Raw genomic sequence first — 22,229 nt, 5'->3', positions numbered from 1 at the left:
AGTGAAAGCGAGGATGAAAAGATATGAGCAACAAGATCAGAGTTATCGTATCCGGCGCAGGCGGGAGAATGGGTAAAGAGGTTGTTAAACTTGTGCTGCAAGACGAAGAGTTGGAGCTAGCGGCTGCGGTAGATCGTTCATCGATGGATATAGATGCAGGCCGTCTAGTAGGTCTGGAAGACTCAGGAATTATTGTAACTTCAGATTTTGAGGCTGCCCTCGCAGGAAGCAACGGAGATGTTGTGGTCGATTTCACTACACCGCAATCAGCGTATACGAATACAGTGTTAGCCATTAAATATGGAGTGCGTCCGGTTATCGGTACAACCGGATTCACACCGGAGCAAATTGTGGAACTGGACAAGCAGTGTCAAGACCAGGGGATAGGTGGACTTATTGCTCCGAACTTCTCCATAGGGGCTATTCTGTTGATGAGATTTGCGGCTCAAGCTTCAAAATACTTTCCACATCTGGAGATTATCGAGTATCATGGTGACCAAAAACTGGATGCTCCATCCGGAACTGCAGTCAAAACAGCAGAGATGATTTCAGAAGTACGGGAAGAGCTTCGTCAAGGAAACCCTAAAGAAGAAGAAACGATTGAGGGTGCGCGTGGGGGTTACTATAATGGATTCCGGATACATAGTGTCCGTCTTCCTGGTGTGTTTGCCCAAGAAGAAGTGATTTTTGGTGGGTTCGGACAATCCTTAAAAATCCGGCATGATTCTTATGAGCGAGCAGGCTATATGCCAGGCGTTAAGATGGGGATTCAAAAGGTAATGGGATACACTGGCTTGATCTATGGATTTGAGCACTTTATAGAATAGACAGGGGAGAACACCATGTTAAAGATCGCATTTATTGCGCATGATCGTAAAAAAGATGAAATCGTAAATTTTGTATTAGCCTATGAGCATGTATTTGTAGGTCATGAACTATTTTCTACGGGGACTACTGGCCAACGGATCATGGATGTGACTAGCTTGAAGATTCACCGCTATATGTCAGGACCATTGGGTGGAGATCAGCAAATTGGGGCAATGGTAGCCCAAGATGAATTGGATCTTATTATTTTCTTGCGCGACCCATTAATGGCACAACCACATGAACCAGATATTACAGCTTTACTTCGTCTATGTGACGTATATGGTATCCCTGTAGCAACGAATATCGCAACAGCTGAGGTGCTTGTGAAGGCGATTGATCGTGGTGACTTTGCTTGGCGAGAACTCGTCCATAAATACAAACCAGGTGTTGATGAATGAAGCTGGACATTCTTGTATTTGGGGCTCATGCGGATGATGCGGAGATCGGAATGGCAGGTACGATTGCGAAGCATACCGCTGCAGGACTAAAAGTAGGTCTGTGCGATTTAACAGCTGCGGAAATGTCCTCGAACGGTACTGTAGAGCTACGTAAGGAAGAGGCACAGCAAGCTGCTGATCTACTTGGCGTGTCTGTGCGGACGAATTTGGGCTTATCTGACAGAGGGCTGTTTATAACAGAAGAGCATGTGGCCGCTGTGACAGCAGAAATTCGCCGGTTTGCTCCTGCGATTGTTTTTGCTCCTTATTGGGAAGATCGTCATCCGGATCATATTGCGTGCAGTAAGCTGGTAGAAGAAGCTGTGTTTAATGCCAAACTACGTAAATACATGTCGGACAAGCCGGCAGTTCCGGCTCCACAGCTGTTTTTTTATTTTATAAATGATCTAGGACGTACGGATCTTATTGTAGATGTTACTAAACAATATGGGCTGAAAGAACAGGCGTTGTCCTGCTATCGCTCCCAGTTCACTAAGCCGCTGGGTGCCGATACTGTATCCACACCGCTGACAGAAGGTTACATTGAACGTGTCCGTTCCAGAGACATGTTGCTTGGACAGCGGAGACTCATTCCGTATGCGGAAGGGTTTGCAACAAAAGTGCCTTATGCAGTAGATTTGTTTACTGCAGGGGATCAAACTATATAAGGTATAGAAGGGGACGGAATATGGACCGTTTGAAAATAGGCATCACTTGTTATCCGTCTCTTGGCGGCTCAGGCGTAGTAGCCACTGAATTAGGAAAACTCTTGGCCGAAAAGGGACATGAAGTTCATTTTATTACACACAGCATCCCGTTTCGGTTAGGGAAATTCCAGAAAAATATATTTTACCATGAGGTAGAGGTTAATGATTATTATGTATTCAAATATCCTCCTTATGATTTAGCGCTCGCTACGAAAATGGCTCAGGTTGCCAAAATGCAGAATTTGGATTTATTCCATGTTCATTACGCCGTTCCGCATGCTGTTTGTGCTTTCCTTGCTAAGCAGATGCTTGGTAATGATATAAAAGTTGTGACGACCTTGCATGGTACGGATATCACGGTACTTGGACAAGATGAATCTCTAAAGGATCTAATCCGTCTTGGGATTAATGAAAGTGATGCAGTAACAGCTGTATCGAAGGATCTCATTAGAGAAACTCGAGAAGTGCTGGATATCACGCGCGAGATCGACCTCACTTATAATTTTGTTGACCATCGTGTCTATTACCCACGGGATGTTACGAATTTACGGGATGATTTTGCTTCCCCTGAGGAGAAGATCCTGATGCACATCAGTAACTTCCGCCCAGTTAAAAGGGTAAGTGATGTTGTGGATATCTTTGCTAAAGTGAATCGTGAAATCCCTTCACGTCTGCTGCTTGTTGGCGAAGGGCCAGATCTTCCTAAGATTCAAGCTAAGATCAGTGAAATGGGTCTGGATGATAAAGTCCGCTTCTTAGGAAGACAGGATGAGATTGCTCAAGTTATATCGTTGGCTGATCTTCTTCTGTTACCTTCTGAGAAGGAAAGCTTTGGACTGGTGGCCCTGGAAGCAATGGCATGTGGCGTTCCGACTATAGGTTCTCAAACCGGAGGCATTCCAGAGCTCATAGAACACGGCAAGACAGGATTCATTGCTCCAATTGGGGATACAGATAATATGGCGAAATATGCAATCAAACTCCTTTCGGATGATCGTATGATGGAGCAGTTCAGACAGGCTTGTCTGGAAACGGCCTGCAAAGACTTCTGTAAGGATTCGATTACAAGTCAGTATGAGGATATATATTACCGTGTGCTCGGGCGCAAGGTCCCTAGACTGGATACAGTCAGGGGGTAAGGAGTTCGTAATGAAATGGAAAATGGCGCCATCTGCTATGGCTGTTGCGGCGGAAAATGTAGTTTCTGAGCTAACTCAAAACGGCCATGAGGCATTTTGGGTCGGAGGCTGCATTCGCGATGAGCTATTGGGTAGGCCAGTGCATGATATGGATATTACAACTTCAGCAGTGCCGGAGGAAGTAATTGCCATCTTCGCACGCAGTATTCCAACAGGGCTAGCGCATGGGACGGTCACCGTGCTTCAGGATGGGCATGGATTTGAGGTGACGACATACCGAACTGAAAGCGGCTATGTCGATCACCGTCGTCCGGACCATGTTGAATTTGTTAGCGATGTGAAGGAAGATCTTCGTCGTCGTGATTTTACGATTAACGCGATATGCTGTGGGCTGGGTGGAGATTTGATTGATCCTTTCGGAGGCGAGAAGGATCTAGCTCTCCATGTGATCCGCTGTGTGGGTGATGCAGAGGAACGGTTCGATGAGGATGCGCTTCGCATGCTTCGCTGCATTCGTTTCGCATCGGTGTTAGATTTCTCCATCGCTAAGAATACGTGGAGGGGGCTACTGCGCCAGCGAGATAAGCTGGCGCATATTGCTGTGGAGCGTGTCCGCGCGGAGCTGGACCGCATCATAGAGGGGCCGCATCCTCGGCGCGGCCTTGCTATGCTAGCGCGCTGCGAGCTGCTAGCGCGCGGCAAAGCCCCGTTCCCCTGGACCGGAACCGATATGGCGGCAGCTGCCGCCTTAACGGCCGGGATAGGGGAACTGGAGAGCGCCCACCTGCGGTGGGCGCTTCTCCTCCATGCCCTGAAGCAGTCGGCCCAGGAGGCCGACGAGCTGCTGCGGGCATGGACGTTCTCTGGGACGACGCGCGTAAGCGTCGTCCGGGTGCTGCGGGTCCGCGAAGCTTGGACCGCTGCCCTTGAGGCAGTGCCGCCGGGGGAAGTTGGCGGCACGGATCTACTGCGGCGGCGCTGGATCGCCGCCGTGCTGACCTTCGGCGTAGAAGCCGCCGAAGGTTGGCTCTCGCTGCTGGCGATCTTGCCAGCAGCAGCCCTTCCCGCTGCGAGCAGCTTGCCAGCGGGCTCGAAAGACTCGCGCGCTGTCACTACTCCAGCGGCGCCAGATCTTGTAAATGGCCTGATCTATTTACAAGCTGCAAGAGAGTGGGTCGCACAAATGCCGCTGCAGAGCCTCTCAGAGCTTGCTGTTACAGGGAATGAGTTGGCGGAGGCGCTTGAGAAACGTCCGGGGCCTTGGCTGGGTAATATGCTTAGTGCTCTGCTGCAAGCGACTGCTGCGGGTGATCTGTTAAACAATAAACGAGAATTGTTGCTTGAAGCAAAAAGGATGGATGGACATGAGCTATGATAAGGCATTGTCTCTAACCGAATTGAAGCAGGAAGCTTCTGATTCGAATTGGATAGACAGCGTTCAGCTCCTGGAGTCTGTCGCATCTACTCAGGAGGAAGCCAAACGATTGGCAGAAAGCGGTGCGCCAGAGGGAACAACCGTAATCGCTGAAGAACAAACCGGAGGTAGAGGCAGAATAGGTAGGAAATGGTACTCACCGCGTGGCAAAGGGATTTGGATGAGTATAGTACTGCGGCCGAATTTACCCCTGTTACAGACCCCTCAGTTAACACTGCTTGCTGGAGTTGCTGTTTGTAAGGCCATTCGCCAGGTAACCGGAGTAGATGCCGGGATTAAATGGCCGAATGATCTGCTTGCGGGCGATCGTAAGATATGCGGGATTTTGCTTGAGTCTTCTCTAAGAGAAGGAGAGCTTCATTATTGCATCGCCGGGATTGGAATTTCTGCGAACATGACTGAAGACGATTATCCTGATCATCTGAAAGAAGTAGCGACCTCCCTGCGAATTCTGCGGGGCGGTGTCCCTGTTGACCGTTCCGAGCTGGTAAGAGCTGTAATGGATGAGCTGGAGAGGCATTACATTCTATACATGAATCAAGGGTTTAAACCTATCAAAGAGCTGTGGGAGTCGATGTCAGTTACTTTGGGGCGCCAAATCGCTCTGAATAGCCCTCAGGGACGCTCTGAAGGAGTTGTAGTAGGTCTGGATGAATTAGGTGGACTACTACTTAAAAATAGTTCTGGAGAGATTTCTAGCGTGTGCTCAGGTGAAATCGAGCTTTTATAATCCCTTGTGAGTCTTTTCAATATGGCAGGGTGTCATCCCCTGTCATATTTTTTTCGTGTATTTCCGTGTCCTTTTTGTTATACTATGGGGCAGAGGCGGTATCGTTTTGCGAACTGTACTCTTGATTTGATGAACTTATAATGGTTTTATTATTGGAATCACCTTCATAACTGCGTTAGACGGTTACGTTGGATTCTGCTCTGAGCCGTAAGGACCGAGACAGAAGGGACGATCGCGAGTGACTCTTTTTTGCCCTTCGGACCTTTTTAGCAAATTATTGCTAAAGGGTTTTTTTGTTGCGATTTTTACGGGGATGTAATTTCAAAAAGGAGGACGAAGAGAGAAATGGCAAACAAACAAGCACTTAATATTGTGAAAATGAAAAAAATGAAAGCAGATGGGGTGCGGTTAAGTATGTTGACCGCTTATGATTACCCGTCGGCATTACTTGCTGAAGAAGCCGGTATCGACCTTATCCTGGTGGGTGACTCCTTAGGAAACGTGGTACTTGGATATGATACAACTTTACCTGTTACAATTGACGATATGGTTTATCACACTCGTTCAGTAACCCGGGGTGCACAGAATACGTTTATTGTGGCAGATATGCCATTTATGACCTATCACGGAAGTATAGATGAAACTCTGCGTGGTGTGCGCAGACTAATGCAGGAAGGGCGGGCTCATGCCGTCAAAATGGAAGGTGGTCTCGAAATTTGTGAGACAGTCACTGCGGTTGTAGCTGCAGGCGTTCCTGTGCTCGGACATATTGGGCTTACACCACAATCGGTCAATATGATTGGTGGCTACCGTATTCAAGGTAAGGATGCCAAAGATGCAAAACGTCTGATGGATGAGGCTAAAGCGCTTGAAGCCGCCGGTGCTTTTGCAGTGGTACTGGAACTAGTGACTGAAGAAGTAGCACAAGCGATTTCTGAGGCACTGAGCATACCGACCATTGGGATTGGTGCAGGTCGTTATTGTGATGGACAGGTACTGGTTTTCCATGATTTGTTGCGTTATGCCTCACCCTACCGTGAGAAACGTTTTGTCAAAACTTACGCGGATGTGGGTAGTCTGATTCGTGAGGGTATCAGTCAATATGTGAAAGAAGTGAAGGATCGCTCGTACCCAGATGAAGGTCATGTTTTTAAAGCAGATGAAACCGTTCTGGAATCTTTATACGGCGGTGCCGGAAAGGATGGGGAATAAGATGAGAGTCGTCAGAAGCATTAAGCAACTGCGCGAAGCTTTGGAATATATGAGACAAGGTGGGCACACTCCAATTGGGTTTGTTCCAACGATGGGATACCTGCATGAAGGACATGCCAGTCTGCTTCGGCGGGCAGGCGAAATGAGCAACACGGTCGTTATGAGCATATTTGTGAACCCGCTGCAGTTCGGACCGAATGAGGATTATGATTCCTATCCGCGCGATGAAGAGCGTGATTTGGAGCTTGCGGAACGCGAAGGTGTCGATATTGTATTTATCCCCAGTGTGGAAGAAATGTATCCGCAGCCTACCCGGACTACAGTCTCGGTATCTGAGCTTACCACTCGACTCTGTGGGGCATCACGTCCAGGACATTTTAATGGGGTAACGACAGTCGTTAATAAACTATTCAATATTGTGCAGCCTGATTATGCCTTCTTCGGACTAAAGGATGCTCAGCAAGTAGCAGTGCTCCGCCGAATGGTGTCTGATCTAAATATGAATGTTGAAATTGTTCCTTGCCCTATCGTTCGTGAAGGAGATGGACTTGCACTTAGCTCACGTAACGTATTCCTATCTCCGGAGGAACGTAGCCAGGCTCTGGTGTTATCTCGTTCCCTGCGTGAAGCGCGTGAGGCCATCGAAGAAGGAAAGGTAAGAACTATAGCTGAAGTTCGGGATTTGTTGACATCCGTTATTTCTAGCTCACCTTTGGCGGTTATTGATTATGCGGAAATCCTGACCTTTCCTAATCTGGAAGGCTTGCGGAACGAAGTTGTATTAAAGGATGTAGATGGGGAAATGATTATAGCGCTTGCCGTGAAGTTTGGCAGAACGCGCTTAATTGACAATAATGTATTTATTCCAAAGGAGGTTGCCGCTCTTGTTTAGACATATGATGAAGTCCAAAATTCACCGCGCGACGGTGACAGAAGCGAATTTGAATTATGTAGGAAGTATTACCATTGATGAGAACTTAATGGAAGCGGCAGATATTCTTGAGAATGAAAAAGTACAGATCGTCGATAACAATAATGGTTCCCGGTTAGAAACTTATGTTATTCCTGGGCCTCGCGGCAGTGGTGTGATCTGTCTGAATGGTGCAGCTGCTCGTCTGGTTCAGCCGGGAGATACAGTAATTATCATTTCGTATGCGATGCTGTCCTCAGAAGAATTGGAGTCGCATAAGCCAACAGTGGTATTCGTGGATGAGAACAACAAACCCGTGAAGCTGGCCGATCACGAACTGCATGCTACAATCGCTTAAAGGATGGACTTACGCCATGTAATGAATGGCAGGGATGAAAGACCCCGATCTCGCAGAAAATGAAGTCAGGCAAGCTGAACTGATTTCATCTTCAGTAAGGGGGGATAGCCCATGTTTCAACATTTGTTTGCTGAAATGAACAAGGTGCTTCAGGAGATCGTTACAGATTACCCTACAGCGGAGGGTGCCCGCCGGAATGAGCTTTTATGCAATTATAATATGCTGCATCGACTTAGCGATAAAGTCATGGATGAATGGCTGGCCTTTGCAGAGAAGCTAAGCCACTTTCGTGAAAGTGTAGATTTTACGACTGTGGTCGAAGAGGAAGTGCCAGAGCAGGAAGCACCCGAGCTGTGCATGGATACTTTTGTCAGAGGTCAGGGGTATTATAAGCTCTTGATGTATGGAAAATGTATTGAGCAGTTTAAGGAAGTTATTGTACAATATCCGGATAGCCTGGCTGCTCGATTATATTTAGCCATCTCTTACCTTCAAGAAGGGGAAGGGGAGGCTGCTTGGAGTCATCTGAACCATATGCTCGGTTTGATAAGGGAAACCAAGCTCAAAGCCATGGTGTATAATGCTTTAGGCTGTATCCGGGCCTCACAGGAACGTTTCAATGAAGCACAGGAGCTGTTTGGCCTTTCTTTGCAACTTGACCCGGCTCTTCCTGAACCGACTGTGAATTTGGAGGTTTGCCGCCGCCGAGGAGGTAAGCTTCATTTCGGAAATCAGCTTGTTTCATTATTGTAAATTATTACGTTTACGGTTTATTATTCCGCATTTTCATTCAAGCGATGCATCCCCTGAACCAGTGGTGTGCATCGCCTTTTTTCGCAACTTCTGTTATGCTGATTAAGAGTCTCAATTGAAAGGGAATAGAATTATAATGAAATTTGCCGTGCTTGATTTTGAAACAACGGGAACCCAATCCGTGGGTGAAATCATCCAGGTTGGCCTTGCAATTATAGAAGAAGACCGGTCCATCTCCCGGGTATATGGTTCCTACGTCAAGCCCGGAACGCCGATACCTCCTTTTATAACTGGTCTAACGGGGATTACCGACGATGATGTAAAGGATGCACCTGAGCTGGATGAGATGATGATGGAGCTTGTTCCACTCTTGGATGATGTTGTGCTTGTAGGGCATAATGTCGCATTCGACTTCCATTTTTTGCAAAATGCTTTAGACCGATGTGGGTATTTACCATTTCAAGGACGGATTTTAGATACGATTGATTTTCTGAAAATCTGCTTTCCTTCCCTCACATCCTATCAACTAGGATCAGTTAGTGCACATTTTGGTGTGACGCATGAGCGTCCGCATCAGGCAGACAGTGATGCACTCGCAACTGCTCTTGTATTGCTGAAATGTCTGGAGGAGCTCTACGATTTGCCTCTGCTGACGATCCAGAGACTCTGTGAGCTGTTTACGGAAGAGGATAGTGATCTTGGTTGGTATTTCGATGGTCTGCTGCGTGAACGGGAAGCGGAGACGCTTCAGCCCGAAGGTGATCTGACTTTTTATCGTCAATTAGCGCTTGCTGTAGGAGACTGGAACGAATTAGCTCCACCTCGAGACGAGCATGCTGAGAATCCGCTACAGAATTTATCTTTTACAGATTATATGGATGAAGTAACGAAACGACTTAAAGAAACTTTGCCGCAGTATGAAAGCCGAGAAGCTCAGGATATTATGATCAAAGAGGTAATGACGGCACTTGCCGAAGACAAACATCTATTGATCGAAGCAGGGACAGGAACCGGCAAATCACTTGGTTATTTGTTGCCTGCCATATACCAAAGCGTTCGCACGAATGAAAAAGTTATGGTCAGCACTCATACTATTAATCTGCAGGATCAATTGCGTGAGCGGGATATTCCTTTATTAACACAGGTAGTTCCATTTCCATTTAAAGCTGCAATTTTTAAGGGCAGAGGGCATTATTTGTGTCTTCGTAAGTTCGAACATAAAATTAATAAAAAAGACTTTGTCAGTCCGAGGGAAGATGCGCTTACTGCGGCTCAGATGATCGTTTGGCTGACGCAAAGCGAATCAGGAGATGACGAAGAGCTCAACTTAAGCGGTCGTGGAGGAGATTTCTGGGAGACGGTGGCTAGCGATACCGATTCTTGTCTGGGGCGCTCCTGTCCTTGGTTCCGTAAGTGTTATTACCATCGGGCAAAGCATGAAGCTGGTATTGCAGACGTAGTCATTACGAACCACTCTAAGCTTTTCGCAGATGTTAAGGCTGGGCACCAGCTACTTCCGGCTTATGAACATCTTGTAATTGATGAGGCCCATCATCTGGAGGACGTGGCTGGCAAGCATTTAGGCATGCATATGAAGCATTTCACGGTGGCACATACACTATCGCGTCTTTATAAGGATAGTCGAAATGGCCAACTTCCTACGCTTCGCCAAATGCTTCAGTCATCAGGCAGTGAGGAAGCTTCTGAATGGAGCGGAGTGATCGATAGAATCTATCCGGACCTGCTTACCATAAAAGAAACCTGGGATCTGCTTAGTGATAAACTATTCAGCCTCTTGCCGGAACGCAGCGATGCAGCAGCGGGAGAAGCTGGCCAGTTAGTCATGCGGCTACTTCCTACCCGTAAACCGAAAGATTGGGATGAATTGGTTGCTTTAGAGAATACTATGAATCTGACATTAAGCGAAATTATCCGTAAAGGTGATAAAATGCTTAATGAAATGCGAGATCAAGAAGGTCAATCTTCCTCAGATAGTCTAGTTACCGATATTAGCGGCTTATTTAAGGATTTAGCTTCAATACGTGAGCAAGTACGGTTTTTTATGGGATTAAACGATGAGAATGTAGTATATTGGCTGGAGGCGAATGGAAATTATCGCAGTAAATCGCTACAGCTGTATGCCGTTCCTGTTGATGTCAGTACTCAGCTTAAGGAGCTGTTTTTCGACAAAAAGAAAAGTATCGTGCTAACTTCGGCGACACTCTCTGTTGATAAATCGTTCCAGTTTATGATTGATAATCTCGGACTTAATGAAGCTGCGGAAGAGGGGCGTCTGATGACATCACTCCTGCCTTCTCCTTTTAAGTATCGGGAGCAGGCGCTGTTAGTTATTCCACGGGATTTCCCTAGTGTGAAGGGCAGTGTGGGCGATGCCCGATTTGTTGATACACTCGTACAATCACTAGCAGAAGCAGCGACTACAACACGCGGGCGGATGCTTGTCCTGTTTACTTCTTACAAGATGTTACGCCAGGTTTACGATCCTTTGAAAGAGGCTCTAGCCTCACAAGAGATCACGGTGCTGGGTCAAGGCGTGGAGGGGGGCAGCCGTAGCAAGCTGATCCGCCGTTTTCAGGACAGTGCAGCCTCTGTACTGTTAGGAACAAGCAGCTTTTGGGAGGGTGTTGATATTCCGGGTGAAGCATTAACATGCTTGGCCATCGTGAGGCTCCCGTTTCAACCGCCAAACCACCCCCTAGCGGAAGCGAAGTCTGAGTTATTACAAGCCCAGAAAAAGAATCCGTTCATGAAGTTGTCTGTTCCTCAGGCGGTTATTCGCTTTAAGCAAGGATTTGGAAGGCTGGTGCGGACAGCGCAAGATCGGGGTATTGTTATTGTGTATGACACCAGGGTGATCGAATCTCACTATGGGAAATATTTCCTCTATTCGTTGCCTGGCCCAAAAATGGAGCATATGCTTACGGATCAAATGGTTCCTCGTATAGCGGAGTGGTTGGAAGACGGAGGCGTTTCTTAAAAAGAACGTCATCGATCATATTAATCACTCTACAATGAAGGGCGGTATAAGAATACCGCTCTTCATTGAGACGAGGTACACGAATTAGTATAAGGTTAGTAAAGAATATTACTTACATTAGGAGGTAAATTATGAAATCGGAAAAAATATCAGAAGCCGTTGTTCGCAGACTTCCTGTGTACTTACGTTTCCTAAATGATCTTCAGAAACGTGAAATATTAACCGTTTCCTCTCAAGAGCTAGGACAGAAACTTGATTTGAATCCCGCTCAAATTCGCAAAGATTTAGCTTATTTTGGAGATTTCGGCAGAAAAGGTATCGGGTATGACGTAACTTATCTTATTGAGAAAATCCGTCATATTCTGAAGCTGGATCAACAACTGAATGTGGCTTTAGTGGGTGCCGGTAACCTTGGACATGCATTATCTAATTATAATGCTTATTTGAAAGATACTATGAAGATTACCGCTATATTTGATTCCTATGCGCCTAAGGTAGGGCGGAAAATCAACTCACTTACCGTTCAACCGATGGAGGAGCTTGGTCAGACGGTTCGTGAGCAAGGTATTCGAATTGGGATAATTACAGTACCTGATTCAGAAGCGCAGAATGTAGCGGATATTCTCATTGAGTCTGGCATTGAGGCGATTTTAAATTTTGCACCAGTGATTCTAAAAACACCATCGAATATCCGGGTTCATGCTGCTGATTTTACAACAGATTTGCAAAGCCTTGCTTATTATTTGAAGGATGGAAAGGAAGAAAGCAGAAATGAAGAGCAATAAAACGATTATCAAGGGCGGGCGTTTTCTTACTCCGGGAACGGATGAGCCGGTTCTTAGTGGATATATGACTATTGAAGATGATTTGATCACTTACATAGGAAAAGAAGAGCCTTTAATAGAAGACGATGTGCAAGTTGTTGATGGCAGTCGTCTGTTGTTTATGCCAGGTCTGGTAAACACGCATGGCCATGCCGCAATGTCATTGCTTCGTGGTTATGGAGATGACTTAGCGCTTCAGGTGTGGCTTCAGGAGAAGATGTGGCCGATGGAAGAGAAGTTCACCGGAGAAGATGTATACTGGGGAACCTCCTTGTCTGTACTTGAAATGCTGAAAGGTGGCACTACAACCTTCCTGGATATGTATGATCATATGGACCGAGTAGCGGAGGTCGTCGAATTATCAGGTATTCGTTCCGTATTAATGAGAGGCGTAATCGGTCTATGTCCAGAAGAAGTACAAAATCAGAAGCTTGCGGAAGCGGTTTCTTTTGCGCGTAACTGGCATGGTAAGGCTGAAGGTAGAATTACGACAATGATCTCGCCACATGCCCCATATACATGCCCACCAGACTTCTTTGTTAAGTTTGTGCAGGCGGCTCATGATTTGAATTTACCGATGCATACCCATATGTCCGAAACGAAACGCGAAGTGGAGCAGAATGTGGTGGATTACGGACTGCGACCAGTAGCGCATTTAGAGAAGCTTGGAATGTTCACACGTCCGTCTATAATCGCTCATGGTATTCATTTGAATGATGAAGAGATCGAGATACTGGCTCGTCATGATGTAGGTGTATCCCATAACCCTGGAAGCAATCTTAAGCTGGCTAGTGGAGTTGCTCGAGTTACGGATCTTCTAAAGGCCGGAGTGAAGGTGTCACTGGGTACAGATGGAGCGGCAAGTAATAATAATTTGGATATGTTTGAAGAAATGCGTCTTGCAGCACTCATCCATAAAGGTGTAAGTGGTGATCCTACGGCTGTTCCGGCTCCGGAAGCTCTACGTATGGCTACGGAGTATGGCGCGAAGTCTATCTTTTTAAATGATGTGGGTAGACTCGCTGTAGGTATGAAAGCTGACTTTATTGCTATTGATATAGACCAGCCGCATTTGCTCCCACACACAGATCTGTTGTCTCACGCTGTTTATTCTGCCAGTGCCAAGGATGTTGAGCATGTATGGGTGAATGGTAAACAGGTTGTTAAACATGGACAATGTGTAACGCTAGATGAGGAAGCCATCCGTCGTAAGGCGCAAGAAGCCTTTGATGGACTGCTTAAACGATAGTCTAAGATCATAACAAATAACTGAAAGGCTGTGACTTTCTGCAATTGCAAAGTTACAGCCTTTTGTGTTTCTGATCATTAGATCATTGAAAGAGATATGAAACTTTGGATAAACACACGGGTGTGTTATATAATCAAAAAAGATATATTACTAGAAAGGGAGCTGTACCTTGAAGAAAAGGAAAAAATGGATCCTCCTGGGGTCAGTTCTGATTCTGCTCCTTCTGTTCGGACTCATCCAGTTCTATGCTTATATTATGAAAGATCAATGGAACGAGCGAGATATCGCTAAGGATGTCGCCAAAACCAGCGCGGGTCTAACAGAGGTAACTAAAGCACAGAAATCCGTGTGGGATGAAAATGCAGTCTACTGGGTCTTAACAGGGAAGAATGAATCCGGGACCGAGTTGATGGTTTGGGTACGCTTTACTGTAGATGGGAAGTTTGCCGAAGGCGCCGACGCAGTATTCGCCGAGGAACTAAGTAAAGGGACCTCTGAAGAAAAAATGCGTAGTCTTATAAAAGCCGATCTCCCGGATATTAGCATTGAACGGTTGTTACCGGGGGTGTATAACGGAGAGTATGCTTGGCAGCTTTTTTATAAACAAAGCGGTCGGTATTATTATCAATTTTATCGGTTCTCAGATGGGGCTCGAATGGGTGAAGGATACAGTTTACCTAGCCGCTAAGTTAAACAAAATTACTTTAGGAGAAACAAGCGGACTATTTATGGTTCGCTTGTTTTTATATAACATATTAGATTGATACACTAAAAGTATACGTAATGTGATATACTATAAGAGTAGTTTTTATATATTGTCGTCAAAACCGCATACGAAAATAGGCCTGTTAATTAGAGATAAAGGCCTGTTTTTGTCGAAATAAATCAATATTTTTAATGAAATGGAAATATTTAAAAAATAAAATTTTAAATATATTCACACTTTTTATCATTTTCGTATATACACCTGTGATATACTACTGTTTGTAATTAGAAGAGTAGTAGTAGAACGTTAGGCTCTGATGAGCATTAACGGCTGTGATTTTGGATCATCCTGTTTATCGTTTTGTCATCTTTGAGAGGAGGACGTTTCTTGAAATTACGTCTTGTACCTGTACTGATAACGTCTCTACTGTCCGCTACGCTATTATTCGGAGGATTCTTTTTATATCGTCAGTTTGCTTTACAGGAACCACTCCAAAAGATAGTATCAGGCTATGAAGGAGTGAATACTTCACATATTAGTATTAACCGTGATGAGGTCACTTTGAAACTTGAATTACAGCCGGGCACGAATTTACGTGATCTGGTATCGTATGTTTCCAAAGAAGGAAAATCAGTGATTGAGGGACGTAAACTTAAACTGGATGTGGAGCAAAACTCCAGTGAATTATTGGATAATTACTGGGATAAAGCGTTGTTCTCTGTAGCTGAAGCGATGGAGAGCCGTAAATATACTCTTATACCTGCTGAACTTGATAGATTGAAAGAGCAGAATACCGACTATAAAGATGTGATAGCAACAACTGAAATCGACGACACAAACGTGTATGTAAGCTTGAGTAACGGGAAAGAAAGCAAATTTATAATTTTACCACGCAAACCTGCGACCTTGGGGGTATGGAATAATGCCTAAATACCTTAAAGAAATTTTAATCGGATTTATTCCTGTACTGTTTATTTTCATGGCTTTTTTAGGTATTAATATATTCCCTATAGTTATAGCAGCTGGGATGCTTACTGCACTACTTATCATTGCTCATTTACGTGGCGGGCTTACGGTGAACGCCGGTGCTGGAAAGAAACGCAAGAAGGAAGGACCTTCAAAACTCACTTTTGAAGAAATTGGTGGGCAAGACAATGCAAAGCAGGAGCTCCGTGAAGCACTCGATTTCTTGATCCGGCATGAGGAAATCAGTAAATTTGGGATTCGTCCTTTGAAAGGGATTCTGCTTACAGGCCCTCCAGGAACAGGTAAGACCCTTATGGCTAGAGCGGCAGCCCATTATACAAACTCAGTATTCGTAGCTGCATCAGGCAGTGAATTTGTGGAAATGTATGTGGGTGTCGGTGCTGGCCGTATTCGTGATTTGTTTAAGGATGCACGTACCCGTGCCGCTAAAGAGAACAAGCAAAGCGCTATTATTTTCATAGACGAAATTGATGTAATTGGCGGTAAGCGTGAAGGTGGGCAGCAGCGTGAATATGATCAGACCTTAAATCAGCTGCTGACTGAAATGGATGGTATTTATAATAATGAGACACCGCGTATTCTGTTGGTAGCTGCAACGAACCGCAAAGAGATGCTGGATTCGGCATTGCTACGTCCTGGACGGTTTGATCGTCATATTCAAGTGGACATGCCTGACAAGAAGGGCCGCAAATCGATTCTGGAATTGCATGCTAAGAATAAACCTCTTCATGAAGAAGTGAGTCTCGATAAAATCGCAGAAGAAGCCTATGGCTTTTCCGGTGCTCAGATTGAAAGTGTCATGAATGAGGCTGCGATTTATATGATGCGTGAGGACTTGACGAAAGTTGAGCAGCGGCATCTGTCGATGGCAATTGACAAGGTAATGATGGGTGAAAAAACGGATCGAGAAACCAATCACGAAGAGAAAAAGCGGGTCGCCATTCATGAATTGGGACATGCCATTATGGCAGAGCTCCTGCGTCCCGGAAGCGTCAGTCAGGTTACATTGACTCCACGTGGGCAAGCCCTTGGTTATGTGCGGCATAATCCTCAGCAAGAGCAGTATTTGTACACCAAAGATTATTTGGAAGATCAGATTATGATTGCACTTGGTGGAGCGGCGGCTGAAGAGATGTATTATGGCGGACGAAGCACAGGTTCGCGGGGTGACTTTGATCAGGCGCTGAATATTGTGGAAACGATGATGAAGTCAGGTTTAACTTCGCTGGGTATCGCCAAGCTGGAAATGGTTACCACTGAAGAGCTTATGAAGGAAAATAGTAAGATATTGGATGAACTGATGGTTCGTACTCATGAGCACCTTGAAAAGCAACGAAATGTATTTGATTACTCTCTTGACATTTTAATGAAGGAAGAAGTACTCTCTGGAGAGCAATTTCGATGTCAATTTCGTGACAGCGTCCTTTTACCAGCATAAATATTTATGCTGGTTATTTTTTTTTACTTTTCAGGCATGCTAAGATATCATTATATGTCGGGCTTTATAAATTTTTGCGACAGACAAGGTACAATACAAAAGTATAGATACCTGAAAGGATGGAGACTTTTTTATGAATTTCAAAAAAATAGGTGTCATCGGCGGTGGCACAATGGGACAAGGTATTGCTGAAATGTTAGCAGCCAAAGGCCTGGATGTATTGCTGGTGGAGAAAACCGCAGAGAAACTGGACTACTCTTACGAAATGATCGAGACAAGTCTAGATAAGCAACTGGAGAAATGGGCGATCACTCAAGCTGAGAAGAAGTTGATTCTTAGCCGCATTCAAAAAGTGACACATTTCGCGGAGCTTAGCTCTTGTGACATGGTTATCGAAACAATCGTTGAGGATTTGGAAGAAAAGAAAAAGATTTTGAATCAACTGGATCAAGTATGTCCAAACCACATTATTCTTGCCAGCAATACGTCAACACTTAGCTTGACTGAACTTGCAAGTTCTACAATGTATCCGGAACGCGTTATCGGTATGCATTTCATATATCCTGTAGCTAAAGTAGATCTTGTTGAAATTGTACGCGGTCTGAAAACCTCAGATGCTACTTTTGAAGATACAAAAGCCTTTGTTGATGAGATTGTTGAGAAAAAAGGTGTAATGATTTATGAATCCCCAGGATTTGTAACATCACGCCTCATTTGCTTGTTCATCAATGAAGCTATGCATGTGCTGCAAGAAGGCGTTGCCTCTGCACAGGATATTGACGATGCTATGCGTATTGGTTATCAATTCCAATATGGACCGCTTGAAATGGCTGACAGATTCGGCCTGGATTCGGTACTTGCTGCACTCGAAAATATGTTCCGTGAATACGGAGAACTGAAATACCGTCCTTCTACTATTCTTAAAAAGATGGTACGTGCAGGACAACTGGGTATGAAATCAGGAGAAGGCTTCTTCAAGTACGACAAGGATGGTGACCGTGTATGAATATTCTAGTTATTAACTCAGGTAGTTCTTCATTGAAATATCAGCTGTATAACATGACTGATGAATCGGTTTTGGCTAAAGGTCTGGTTGAACGTATTGGAATGGATTCCTCCATTCTGAATCATAAACCGACTGGCAAAGCGGAAGTGACAGAAGTAAGCGAAATTCTGGAACATAATACTGCAATCCGTAAAGTCATTGCCTGTCTTACAGACAAAGAGCATGGTGTTATTGAATCCATTAAAGAAATTGATGCTGTAGGTCACCGTGTAGTACATGGTGGTGAGTTCTTCAAGGCCTCCGCTCTTGTGGATGCTGACGCAAAAACGAAAATTCGTCAATTGTTTGACCTTGCACCACTGCATAACCCGGCAGCAATGATGGGGATTACGGCTTCTGAAGTAAATATGCCGGGTGTACCGCAGGTTGTTGTATTCGATACTGCATTCCACCAAACTATGCCTGAAAAAGCTTATATGTACGCTATTCCTAGAGTACTGTACAATAAATATAAAGTTCGTCGTTATGGCGCACACGGTACATCACACGACTTCGTAAGCAAGGCTGCTGCGGAGTACTTGGAGCGTCCGCTGGAAGATCTGAAGATCATTACTTGTCATATTGGTAACGGCGGTAGTGTAACTGCAGTTCAAGGTGGAGTGTCCGTGGATACTTCCATGGGTATGACCCCTCTGGAAGGTTTGATGATGGGTACTCGTAGTGGTGATCTTGACCCAGCAATTGTCCCTTACGTGATGAACAAGGAAGAATTGTCCGTAGGTGAAGTGAACTCCATGTTGAATAAACATAGTGGTCTCTTAGCCATTTCGGGCGTAAGCAGTGACATGCGTGATATTATTGATGGTATGGAAAAAGGTGAGCCTAATTCCACGCTAGCTTTTGAAATGTATGAGTACCGCTTGCGCAAGTATATCGGTTCATATACGGCTGCGATGAACGGTGTAGATGCGATCATATTTACTGCCGGTGTTGGTGAAAATGCTTCATTGCTTCGTGAGAAACTGCTAAATAACCTTACTTTCTTGGGTATTGAGTTGGATGCTGAAGCTAACAAAGTTCGTTCCGGCGATCCACGTCGTATCTCTACGGTAGATTCTAAGGTACAAGTGCTAGTAGTTCCGACAAACGAAGAACTTGTCATTGCACGTGATACACACCGTATTGTGCAAGGAATTAACGGCTAAATTAGAGGAGAGATTGAAGGCATGGCTAACAAGAGTGTAATTAAGAACGTGAATGAACATGTTGGAGAGAGTGTTGTTATCGGTTGTTGGGTAAACAACAAGCGCTCCAGTGGTAAAATTCAGTTCCTGCAGCTTCGTGATGGTACAGGTTATATTCAGGGAGTTGTAGTGAAATCTGAAGTACCTGAAGAGGTATGGGATGCAGCTAAGAGCCTCACACAAGAAAGTTCTTTGTATGTGACCGGAATTATTCGCGAGGAACCTCGCAGTCAATCAGGTTTTGAAATGACTGTAACTGGAATTGAAGTCCTGCATCTTACAGAGAATTATCCAATTACTCCGAAAGAGCATGGCGTAGATTTCTTGATGGATCACCGTCACCTCTGGCTACGTGCCTCGAAGCAACGGGCTGTTCTGGTAATTCGCGCGGAAATTATTCGTGCAATTCAACAGTTCTTCAACGAGAGTGGATTTACAAAGGTTGATCCTCCGATTCTGACGCCAACGTCAGCAGAAGGAACTACTAACTTGTTCCACACGAAGTACTTCGATGAGGATGCCTATCTAACACAAAGCGGACAGTTGTATATGGAAGCTGCGGCAATGGCCCTGGGCCGTGTCTATTCCTTTGGACCCACTTTCCGTGCGGAGAAATCAAAGACTCGCCGCCACTTAATCGAGTTCTGGATGATCGAGCCAGAAATGGCTTTTACAGATCACGAAGAAAGCTTGAAAGTACAGGAAGAGTTCATTAGCTTCGTAGTGCAATCCGTATTGAAGAATTGCCGTGCAGAGTTGGAAACGGTAGGTCGCGATATTTCCAAACTGGAGAATATTAAAGCCCCATTCCCACGTATTACTTATGACGATGCAATTAAGTTCTTGAACGATAAAGGCTTTGAAGATATCTCTTGGGGCGATGATTTCGGTGCACCTCACGAAACAGCAATCGCAGAAGCATACGATAAACCTGTATTTATCACTCATTACCCTGCTTCTTTCAAAGCGTTCTACATGAAGCCAGATCCAAATCGTCCGGAAGTCGTGCTGTGTGCGGATATGATCGCTCCAGAAGGCTACGGTGAGATTATTGGTGGTTCTCAGCGGATCGATGATCCTGCACTGCTTGAAGAGCGTTATAAAGAGCATAACTTGTCAATGGACTCTTACAAATGGTACATGGATCTGCGTACTTACGGATCAGTACCTCACTCTGGTTTTGGACTTGGACTTGAGCGTACTGTAGCATGGATCTGTGGTCTTGACCATGTACGTGAGACTATTCCATTCCCGCGTACACTGTACCGTCTCTACCCATAATTTATATTTAAAGGGGGACGTTCATGGACGGCAAAGGATGGAGTACCTGGGGCGAAGGCGTCTCCTTCGGTCTGGAGAACGGAATGGCCGTCATACCTTACGCATTACTGAAGTATTACCGGAAGCTCAATTTAAGCGGAAGTGAAGCGATGCTGCTGATACATCTGCTTTCTTTCAGGCAGGTGGAAGGGATTGATTTCCCTTCTCTTGAGGAGCTTCAGGTTGTAACAGGCCGTAGCATTTCTGTTCTAGCAGGAGAATTGCAGAAGCTTATGAAGGAAGGTTTTATTAGCATCGATGGAGACAACGATGAGCTAAGAGACATCCATTATGAACGCTACAATTTCTCAGGGTTATACGGAAAGCTTGGTGCTTATCTAGCGACAGTTGTTCAAGAACATGAGCAAGATAAGCACGCAGGTGGCTATGCAACGTCGGCACCGCGGGCTGCTTCAGGGGGCGGATTCGGAACGCCTCCCTCATCTCCTTCTCAACTTGGAGCTGAAGAGGAAAGCCGGAATCTGTTCAGTATTTTCGAAAAGGAATTCGGTCGTCCGTTATCTCCGATGGAGTGTGAGACGATATCTAGTTGGGTGGATCAAGACCGGTATCCCGAGGAGCTGATTCTGTTAGCACTGAAGGAATCTGTATTTGCAGGAAAGGTTCATTTCCGTTATATTGATCGAATATTGCTGGAATGGGCCCGTAACCGGGTCAAGAACGCTCAGGATGTTAAGGACTATACACAAAAGTTCCGCAATGGCGGAAGATAGATCATTTTGGAGAGAACCGTATTGCTTTAGCCCATCGCTAAAGTCAGTACGGTTCTTTTTAATATTTTATAAAAAAAGTGCAGGGGTAGTTATAATTGAGAGCGTCTATTGCTGTGGGAAGGAGGGGAGAGTCATTGATGATGAGTTATTGATCAAGCGAATTTGCCAAGGAGACGAAGAGGCCTTCCGCCAATTTGTGAATACATACAGTCAGCAAATATACAAAGTTACTTATTCTGTATTACGCGATGTCAGGATGGCTGAAGATGCTGCTCAGGAAGCTTTTTTACAGATGTACAAATCTCTCCCTGAATACCGTTATCAAGGCTTGAAGTCATGGATTACACGGATCGCCTTAAATAAGGCAATAGATGCTAAGCGTAAACGTGATCGACTCAGAGAACTACCCGTTGACTATGAGCTTGTACTGAGCCAGACCGCTTCCAACGAGGAGGATGTGTTGTCAGGTGTTATACGCCGTGATCGGATGGATCGGCTGCTGGTTGAAATCAATAGCCTGCCTGAAACTCATCGTGAAATTATGGTGGCTTATTATCTGGAACATAAAAAATATGATCAGATTGCTGCAGAGCAGGGAATTAGCCTGAAGACGGTAGAGTCCAGATTATATAGGGCAAGACAATGGATTCGAAATCATTGGAAGGAGGACGAATGGCTATGATGAAGCATGGAGACGATCCAATCCAAAGGGAACAAGCAAAAGCTTATATTGAAGGTCATATGGAAGAGGCGATGAGAGAAGATTGGGAACAGCTACTGCTGGAAGATGAAGAAAGTCTTACTTCATATATGGAAATGTTGGATGAGCTACAAGAGGAACTGCCTTCATTGGAGAATTCGTCTGCTTTTACAGAGAGAATTATGGGAGCATGGGTTAAACCAATGGCGGAATCTTCAGCATTATTGGAACAAGTGGCGGTTGAAGAAGGTGGACGGCGATATCGCTGGTATGAAAAAACAATCTTTCATTATGCTGTTGCCGCGTCACTTACGCTGTTGATCATGTCCTCTGGCATGTTTGATAAGCTGCACACAGGTCAAATGGAGCTTATGATCCCTAAAAAAGATAATTTACCGTCATTTAGCGAGCAAGTCATACAGGCAACTAGCGGATGGTTGGATCAGCTAATGGGCAACAGAAAGTGATGAGAGGA

Annotated in this window: 22 protein-coding genes; all 22 read left to right on the top strand. The window is 45.1% G+C overall.

What is annotated here, in order from left to right:
* Positions 1-23: 23 nt before the first annotated feature.
* The 22 genes from dapB to M2444_RS06645 all read left to right on the top strand — a co-directional run bounded on the left by dapB (position 24) and on the right by M2444_RS06645 (position 22,221).
* Complete coding sequence (gene dapB / locus M2444_RS06750; RefSeq protein ID WP_094874669.1) at positions 24-827, top strand: 4-hydroxy-tetrahydrodipicolinate reductase; 804 nt, start codon at positions 24-26, stop codon at positions 825-827.
* A gap of 15 nt (positions 828-842) precedes the next feature.
* Positions 843-1,265 carry a methylglyoxal synthase gene (locus tag M2444_RS06745; protein ID WP_042129517.1) on the top strand — a complete coding sequence of 141 codons (423 nt, stop codon included), beginning with the start codon at positions 843-845 and terminating at the stop codon, positions 1,263-1,265.
* Positions 1,262-1,972 (top strand): bacillithiol biosynthesis deacetylase BshB1, encoded by a 711-nt coding sequence (gene bshB1 / locus M2444_RS06740; RefSeq protein ID WP_280786580.1) that lies wholly within the window; start codon positions 1,262-1,264, stop codon positions 1,970-1,972. Before M2444_RS06745 ends, bshB1 begins: the two co-directional genes overlap by 4 nt.
* A 20-nt stretch (positions 1,973-1,992) precedes the next feature.
* Positions 1,993-3,150: an N-acetyl-alpha-D-glucosaminyl L-malate synthase BshA gene (bshA, locus tag M2444_RS06735; RefSeq protein WP_094877091.1), complete on the top strand. Its 1,158-nt coding sequence runs from the start codon at positions 1,993-1,995 to the stop codon at positions 3,148-3,150.
* Positions 3,151-3,160: 10 nt separating this feature from the next.
* Positions 3,161-4,525: a CCA tRNA nucleotidyltransferase gene (locus tag M2444_RS06730; RefSeq protein WP_280786579.1), complete on the top strand. Its 1,365-nt coding sequence runs from the start codon at positions 3,161-3,163 to the stop codon at positions 4,523-4,525.
* A complete protein-coding gene (locus tag M2444_RS06725; protein WP_280786578.1) occupies positions 4,515-5,315 on the top strand; it encodes a biotin--[acetyl-CoA-carboxylase] ligase in 801 nt (266 codons plus the stop codon). The genes M2444_RS06730 and M2444_RS06725 overlap by 11 nt, the downstream gene beginning before the upstream one ends.
* A 345-nt stretch (positions 5,316-5,660) precedes the next feature.
* A complete protein-coding gene (gene panB / locus M2444_RS06720) occupies positions 5,661-6,527 on the top strand; it encodes a 3-methyl-2-oxobutanoate hydroxymethyltransferase (protein WP_094872550.1) in 867 nt (288 codons plus the stop codon).
* Between the two features lies 1 nt (position 6,528).
* A complete protein-coding gene (panC, locus tag M2444_RS06715; protein ID WP_280786577.1) occupies positions 6,529-7,419 on the top strand; it encodes a pantoate--beta-alanine ligase in 891 nt (296 codons plus the stop codon).
* A complete protein-coding gene (gene panD / locus M2444_RS06710; RefSeq protein ID WP_094872553.1) occupies positions 7,412-7,795 on the top strand; it encodes an aspartate 1-decarboxylase in 384 nt (127 codons plus the stop codon). The genes panC and panD overlap by 8 nt, the downstream gene beginning before the upstream one ends.
* Positions 7,796-7,906: 111 nt before the next feature.
* The gene (locus M2444_RS06705; protein ID WP_042190119.1) at positions 7,907-8,548 is read left to right on the top strand and encodes a tetratricopeptide repeat protein; all 642 of its coding nucleotides are present in this window, start codon (positions 7,907-7,909) and stop codon (positions 8,546-8,548) included.
* 136 nt (positions 8,549-8,684) lie between these two features.
* Positions 8,685-11,546 carry an ATP-dependent DNA helicase DinG gene (gene dinG / locus M2444_RS06700; protein ID WP_280786576.1) on the top strand — a complete coding sequence of 954 codons (2,862 nt, stop codon included), beginning with the start codon at positions 8,685-8,687 and terminating at the stop codon, positions 11,544-11,546.
* A gap of 131 nt (positions 11,547-11,677) precedes the next feature.
* Positions 11,678-12,331 carry a redox-sensing transcriptional repressor Rex gene (locus M2444_RS06695; RefSeq protein WP_094872557.1) on the top strand — a complete coding sequence of 218 codons (654 nt, stop codon included), beginning with the start codon at positions 11,678-11,680 and terminating at the stop codon, positions 12,329-12,331.
* Entirely contained in the window at positions 12,318-13,619 is a 1,302-nt protein-coding gene (locus tag M2444_RS06690) for an amidohydrolase (protein ID WP_280786575.1), read from the top strand. The genes M2444_RS06695 and M2444_RS06690 overlap by 14 nt, the downstream gene beginning before the upstream one ends.
* Before the next feature lie 169 nt (positions 13,620-13,788).
* Positions 13,789-14,307: a cell wall elongation regulator TseB-like domain-containing protein gene (locus M2444_RS06685; protein WP_094872560.1), complete on the top strand. Its 519-nt coding sequence runs from the start codon at positions 13,789-13,791 to the stop codon at positions 14,305-14,307.
* 405 nt (positions 14,308-14,712) lie between these two features.
* Positions 14,713-15,255 carry a hypothetical protein gene (locus tag M2444_RS06680; RefSeq protein ID WP_094872562.1) on the top strand — a complete coding sequence of 181 codons (543 nt, stop codon included), beginning with the start codon at positions 14,713-14,715 and terminating at the stop codon, positions 15,253-15,255.
* Complete coding sequence (locus tag M2444_RS06675; protein ID WP_280786574.1) at positions 15,248-16,750, top strand: AAA family ATPase; 1,503 nt, start codon at positions 15,248-15,250, stop codon at positions 16,748-16,750. Before M2444_RS06680 ends, M2444_RS06675 begins: the two co-directional genes overlap by 8 nt.
* Positions 16,751-16,883: 133 nt before the next feature.
* Entirely contained in the window at positions 16,884-17,756 is an 873-nt protein-coding gene (locus M2444_RS06670; protein ID WP_094872565.1) for a 3-hydroxyacyl-CoA dehydrogenase family protein, read from the top strand.
* Positions 17,753-18,961, top strand: a complete 1,209-nt coding sequence (locus M2444_RS06665) for an acetate/propionate family kinase (RefSeq protein ID WP_094872567.1) — start codon at positions 17,753-17,755, stop codon at positions 18,959-18,961. The genes M2444_RS06670 and M2444_RS06665 overlap by 4 nt, the downstream gene beginning before the upstream one ends.
* A 21-nt stretch (positions 18,962-18,982) precedes the next feature.
* A complete protein-coding gene (asnS, locus tag M2444_RS06660) occupies positions 18,983-20,281 on the top strand; it encodes an asparagine--tRNA ligase (protein WP_094877086.1) in 1,299 nt (432 codons plus the stop codon).
* A 23-nt stretch (positions 20,282-20,304) separates the two neighbouring features.
* Positions 20,305-21,054, top strand: coding sequence for a DnaD domain-containing protein (locus M2444_RS06655; protein ID WP_094872571.1), 750 nt, complete (start codon positions 20,305-20,307; stop codon positions 21,052-21,054).
* Positions 21,055-21,202: 148 nt separating this feature from the next.
* Positions 21,203-21,736, top strand: a complete 534-nt coding sequence (locus M2444_RS06650) for an RNA polymerase sigma factor (RefSeq protein WP_280786573.1) — start codon at positions 21,203-21,205, stop codon at positions 21,734-21,736.
* Positions 21,733-22,221 (top strand): hypothetical protein, encoded by a 489-nt coding sequence (locus M2444_RS06645; protein ID WP_280786572.1) that lies wholly within the window; start codon positions 21,733-21,735, stop codon positions 22,219-22,221. The genes M2444_RS06650 and M2444_RS06645 overlap by 4 nt, the downstream gene beginning before the upstream one ends.
* The last annotated feature ends 8 nt before the right edge of the window (positions 22,222-22,229 follow it).

This window comes from Paenibacillus sp. PastF-3 (genome assembly GCF_029893135.1).
Taxonomy (GTDB): Bacteria; Bacillota; Bacilli; order Paenibacillales; family Paenibacillaceae; genus Paenibacillus_AQ; species Paenibacillus_AQ nitricinens.
This window is presented reverse-complemented; position numbering and strand designations above follow the sequence as displayed.

Bases quoted from the DNA above. Each gene is read 5' to 3' on its own strand.
- dapB (WP_094874669.1), top strand. From the start codon at position 24: ATGAGCAACAAGATCAGAGTTATCGTATCCGGCGCAGGCGGGAGAATG.
- M2444_RS06745 (WP_042129517.1), top strand. From the start codon at position 843: ATGTTAAAGATCGCATTTATTGCGCATGATCGTAAAAAAGATGAAATC.
- bshB1 (WP_280786580.1), top strand. From the start codon at position 1,262: ATGAAGCTGGACATTCTTGTATTTGGGGCTCATGCGGATGATGCGGAG.
- bshA (WP_094877091.1), top strand. From the start codon at position 1,993: ATGGACCGTTTGAAAATAGGCATCACTTGTTATCCGTCTCTTGGCGGC.
- M2444_RS06730 (WP_280786579.1), top strand. From the start codon at position 3,161: ATGAAATGGAAAATGGCGCCATCTGCTATGGCTGTTGCGGCGGAAAAT.
- M2444_RS06725 (WP_280786578.1), top strand. From the start codon at position 4,515: ATGAGCTATGATAAGGCATTGTCTCTAACCGAATTGAAGCAGGAAGCT.
- panB (WP_094872550.1), top strand. From the start codon at position 5,661: ATGGCAAACAAACAAGCACTTAATATTGTGAAAATGAAAAAAATGAAA.
- panC (WP_280786577.1), top strand. From the start codon at position 6,529: ATGAGAGTCGTCAGAAGCATTAAGCAACTGCGCGAAGCTTTGGAATAT.
- M2444_RS06705 (WP_042190119.1), top strand. From the start codon at position 7,907: ATGTTTCAACATTTGTTTGCTGAAATGAACAAGGTGCTTCAGGAGATC.
- dinG (WP_280786576.1), top strand. From the start codon at position 8,685: ATGAAATTTGCCGTGCTTGATTTTGAAACAACGGGAACCCAATCCGTG.
- M2444_RS06695 (WP_094872557.1), top strand. From the start codon at position 11,678: ATGAAATCGGAAAAAATATCAGAAGCCGTTGTTCGCAGACTTCCTGTG.
- M2444_RS06690 (WP_280786575.1), top strand. From the start codon at position 12,318: ATGAAGAGCAATAAAACGATTATCAAGGGCGGGCGTTTTCTTACTCCG.
- M2444_RS06675 (WP_280786574.1), top strand. From the start codon at position 15,248: ATGCCTAAATACCTTAAAGAAATTTTAATCGGATTTATTCCTGTACTG.
- M2444_RS06670 (WP_094872565.1), top strand. From the start codon at position 16,884: ATGAATTTCAAAAAAATAGGTGTCATCGGCGGTGGCACAATGGGACAA.
- M2444_RS06665 (WP_094872567.1), top strand. From the start codon at position 17,753: ATGAATATTCTAGTTATTAACTCAGGTAGTTCTTCATTGAAATATCAG.
- asnS (WP_094877086.1), top strand. From the start codon at position 18,983: ATGGCTAACAAGAGTGTAATTAAGAACGTGAATGAACATGTTGGAGAG.
- M2444_RS06655 (WP_094872571.1), top strand. From the start codon at position 20,305: ATGGACGGCAAAGGATGGAGTACCTGGGGCGAAGGCGTCTCCTTCGGT.
- M2444_RS06645 (WP_280786572.1), top strand. From the start codon at position 21,733: ATGATGAAGCATGGAGACGATCCAATCCAAAGGGAACAAGCAAAAGCT.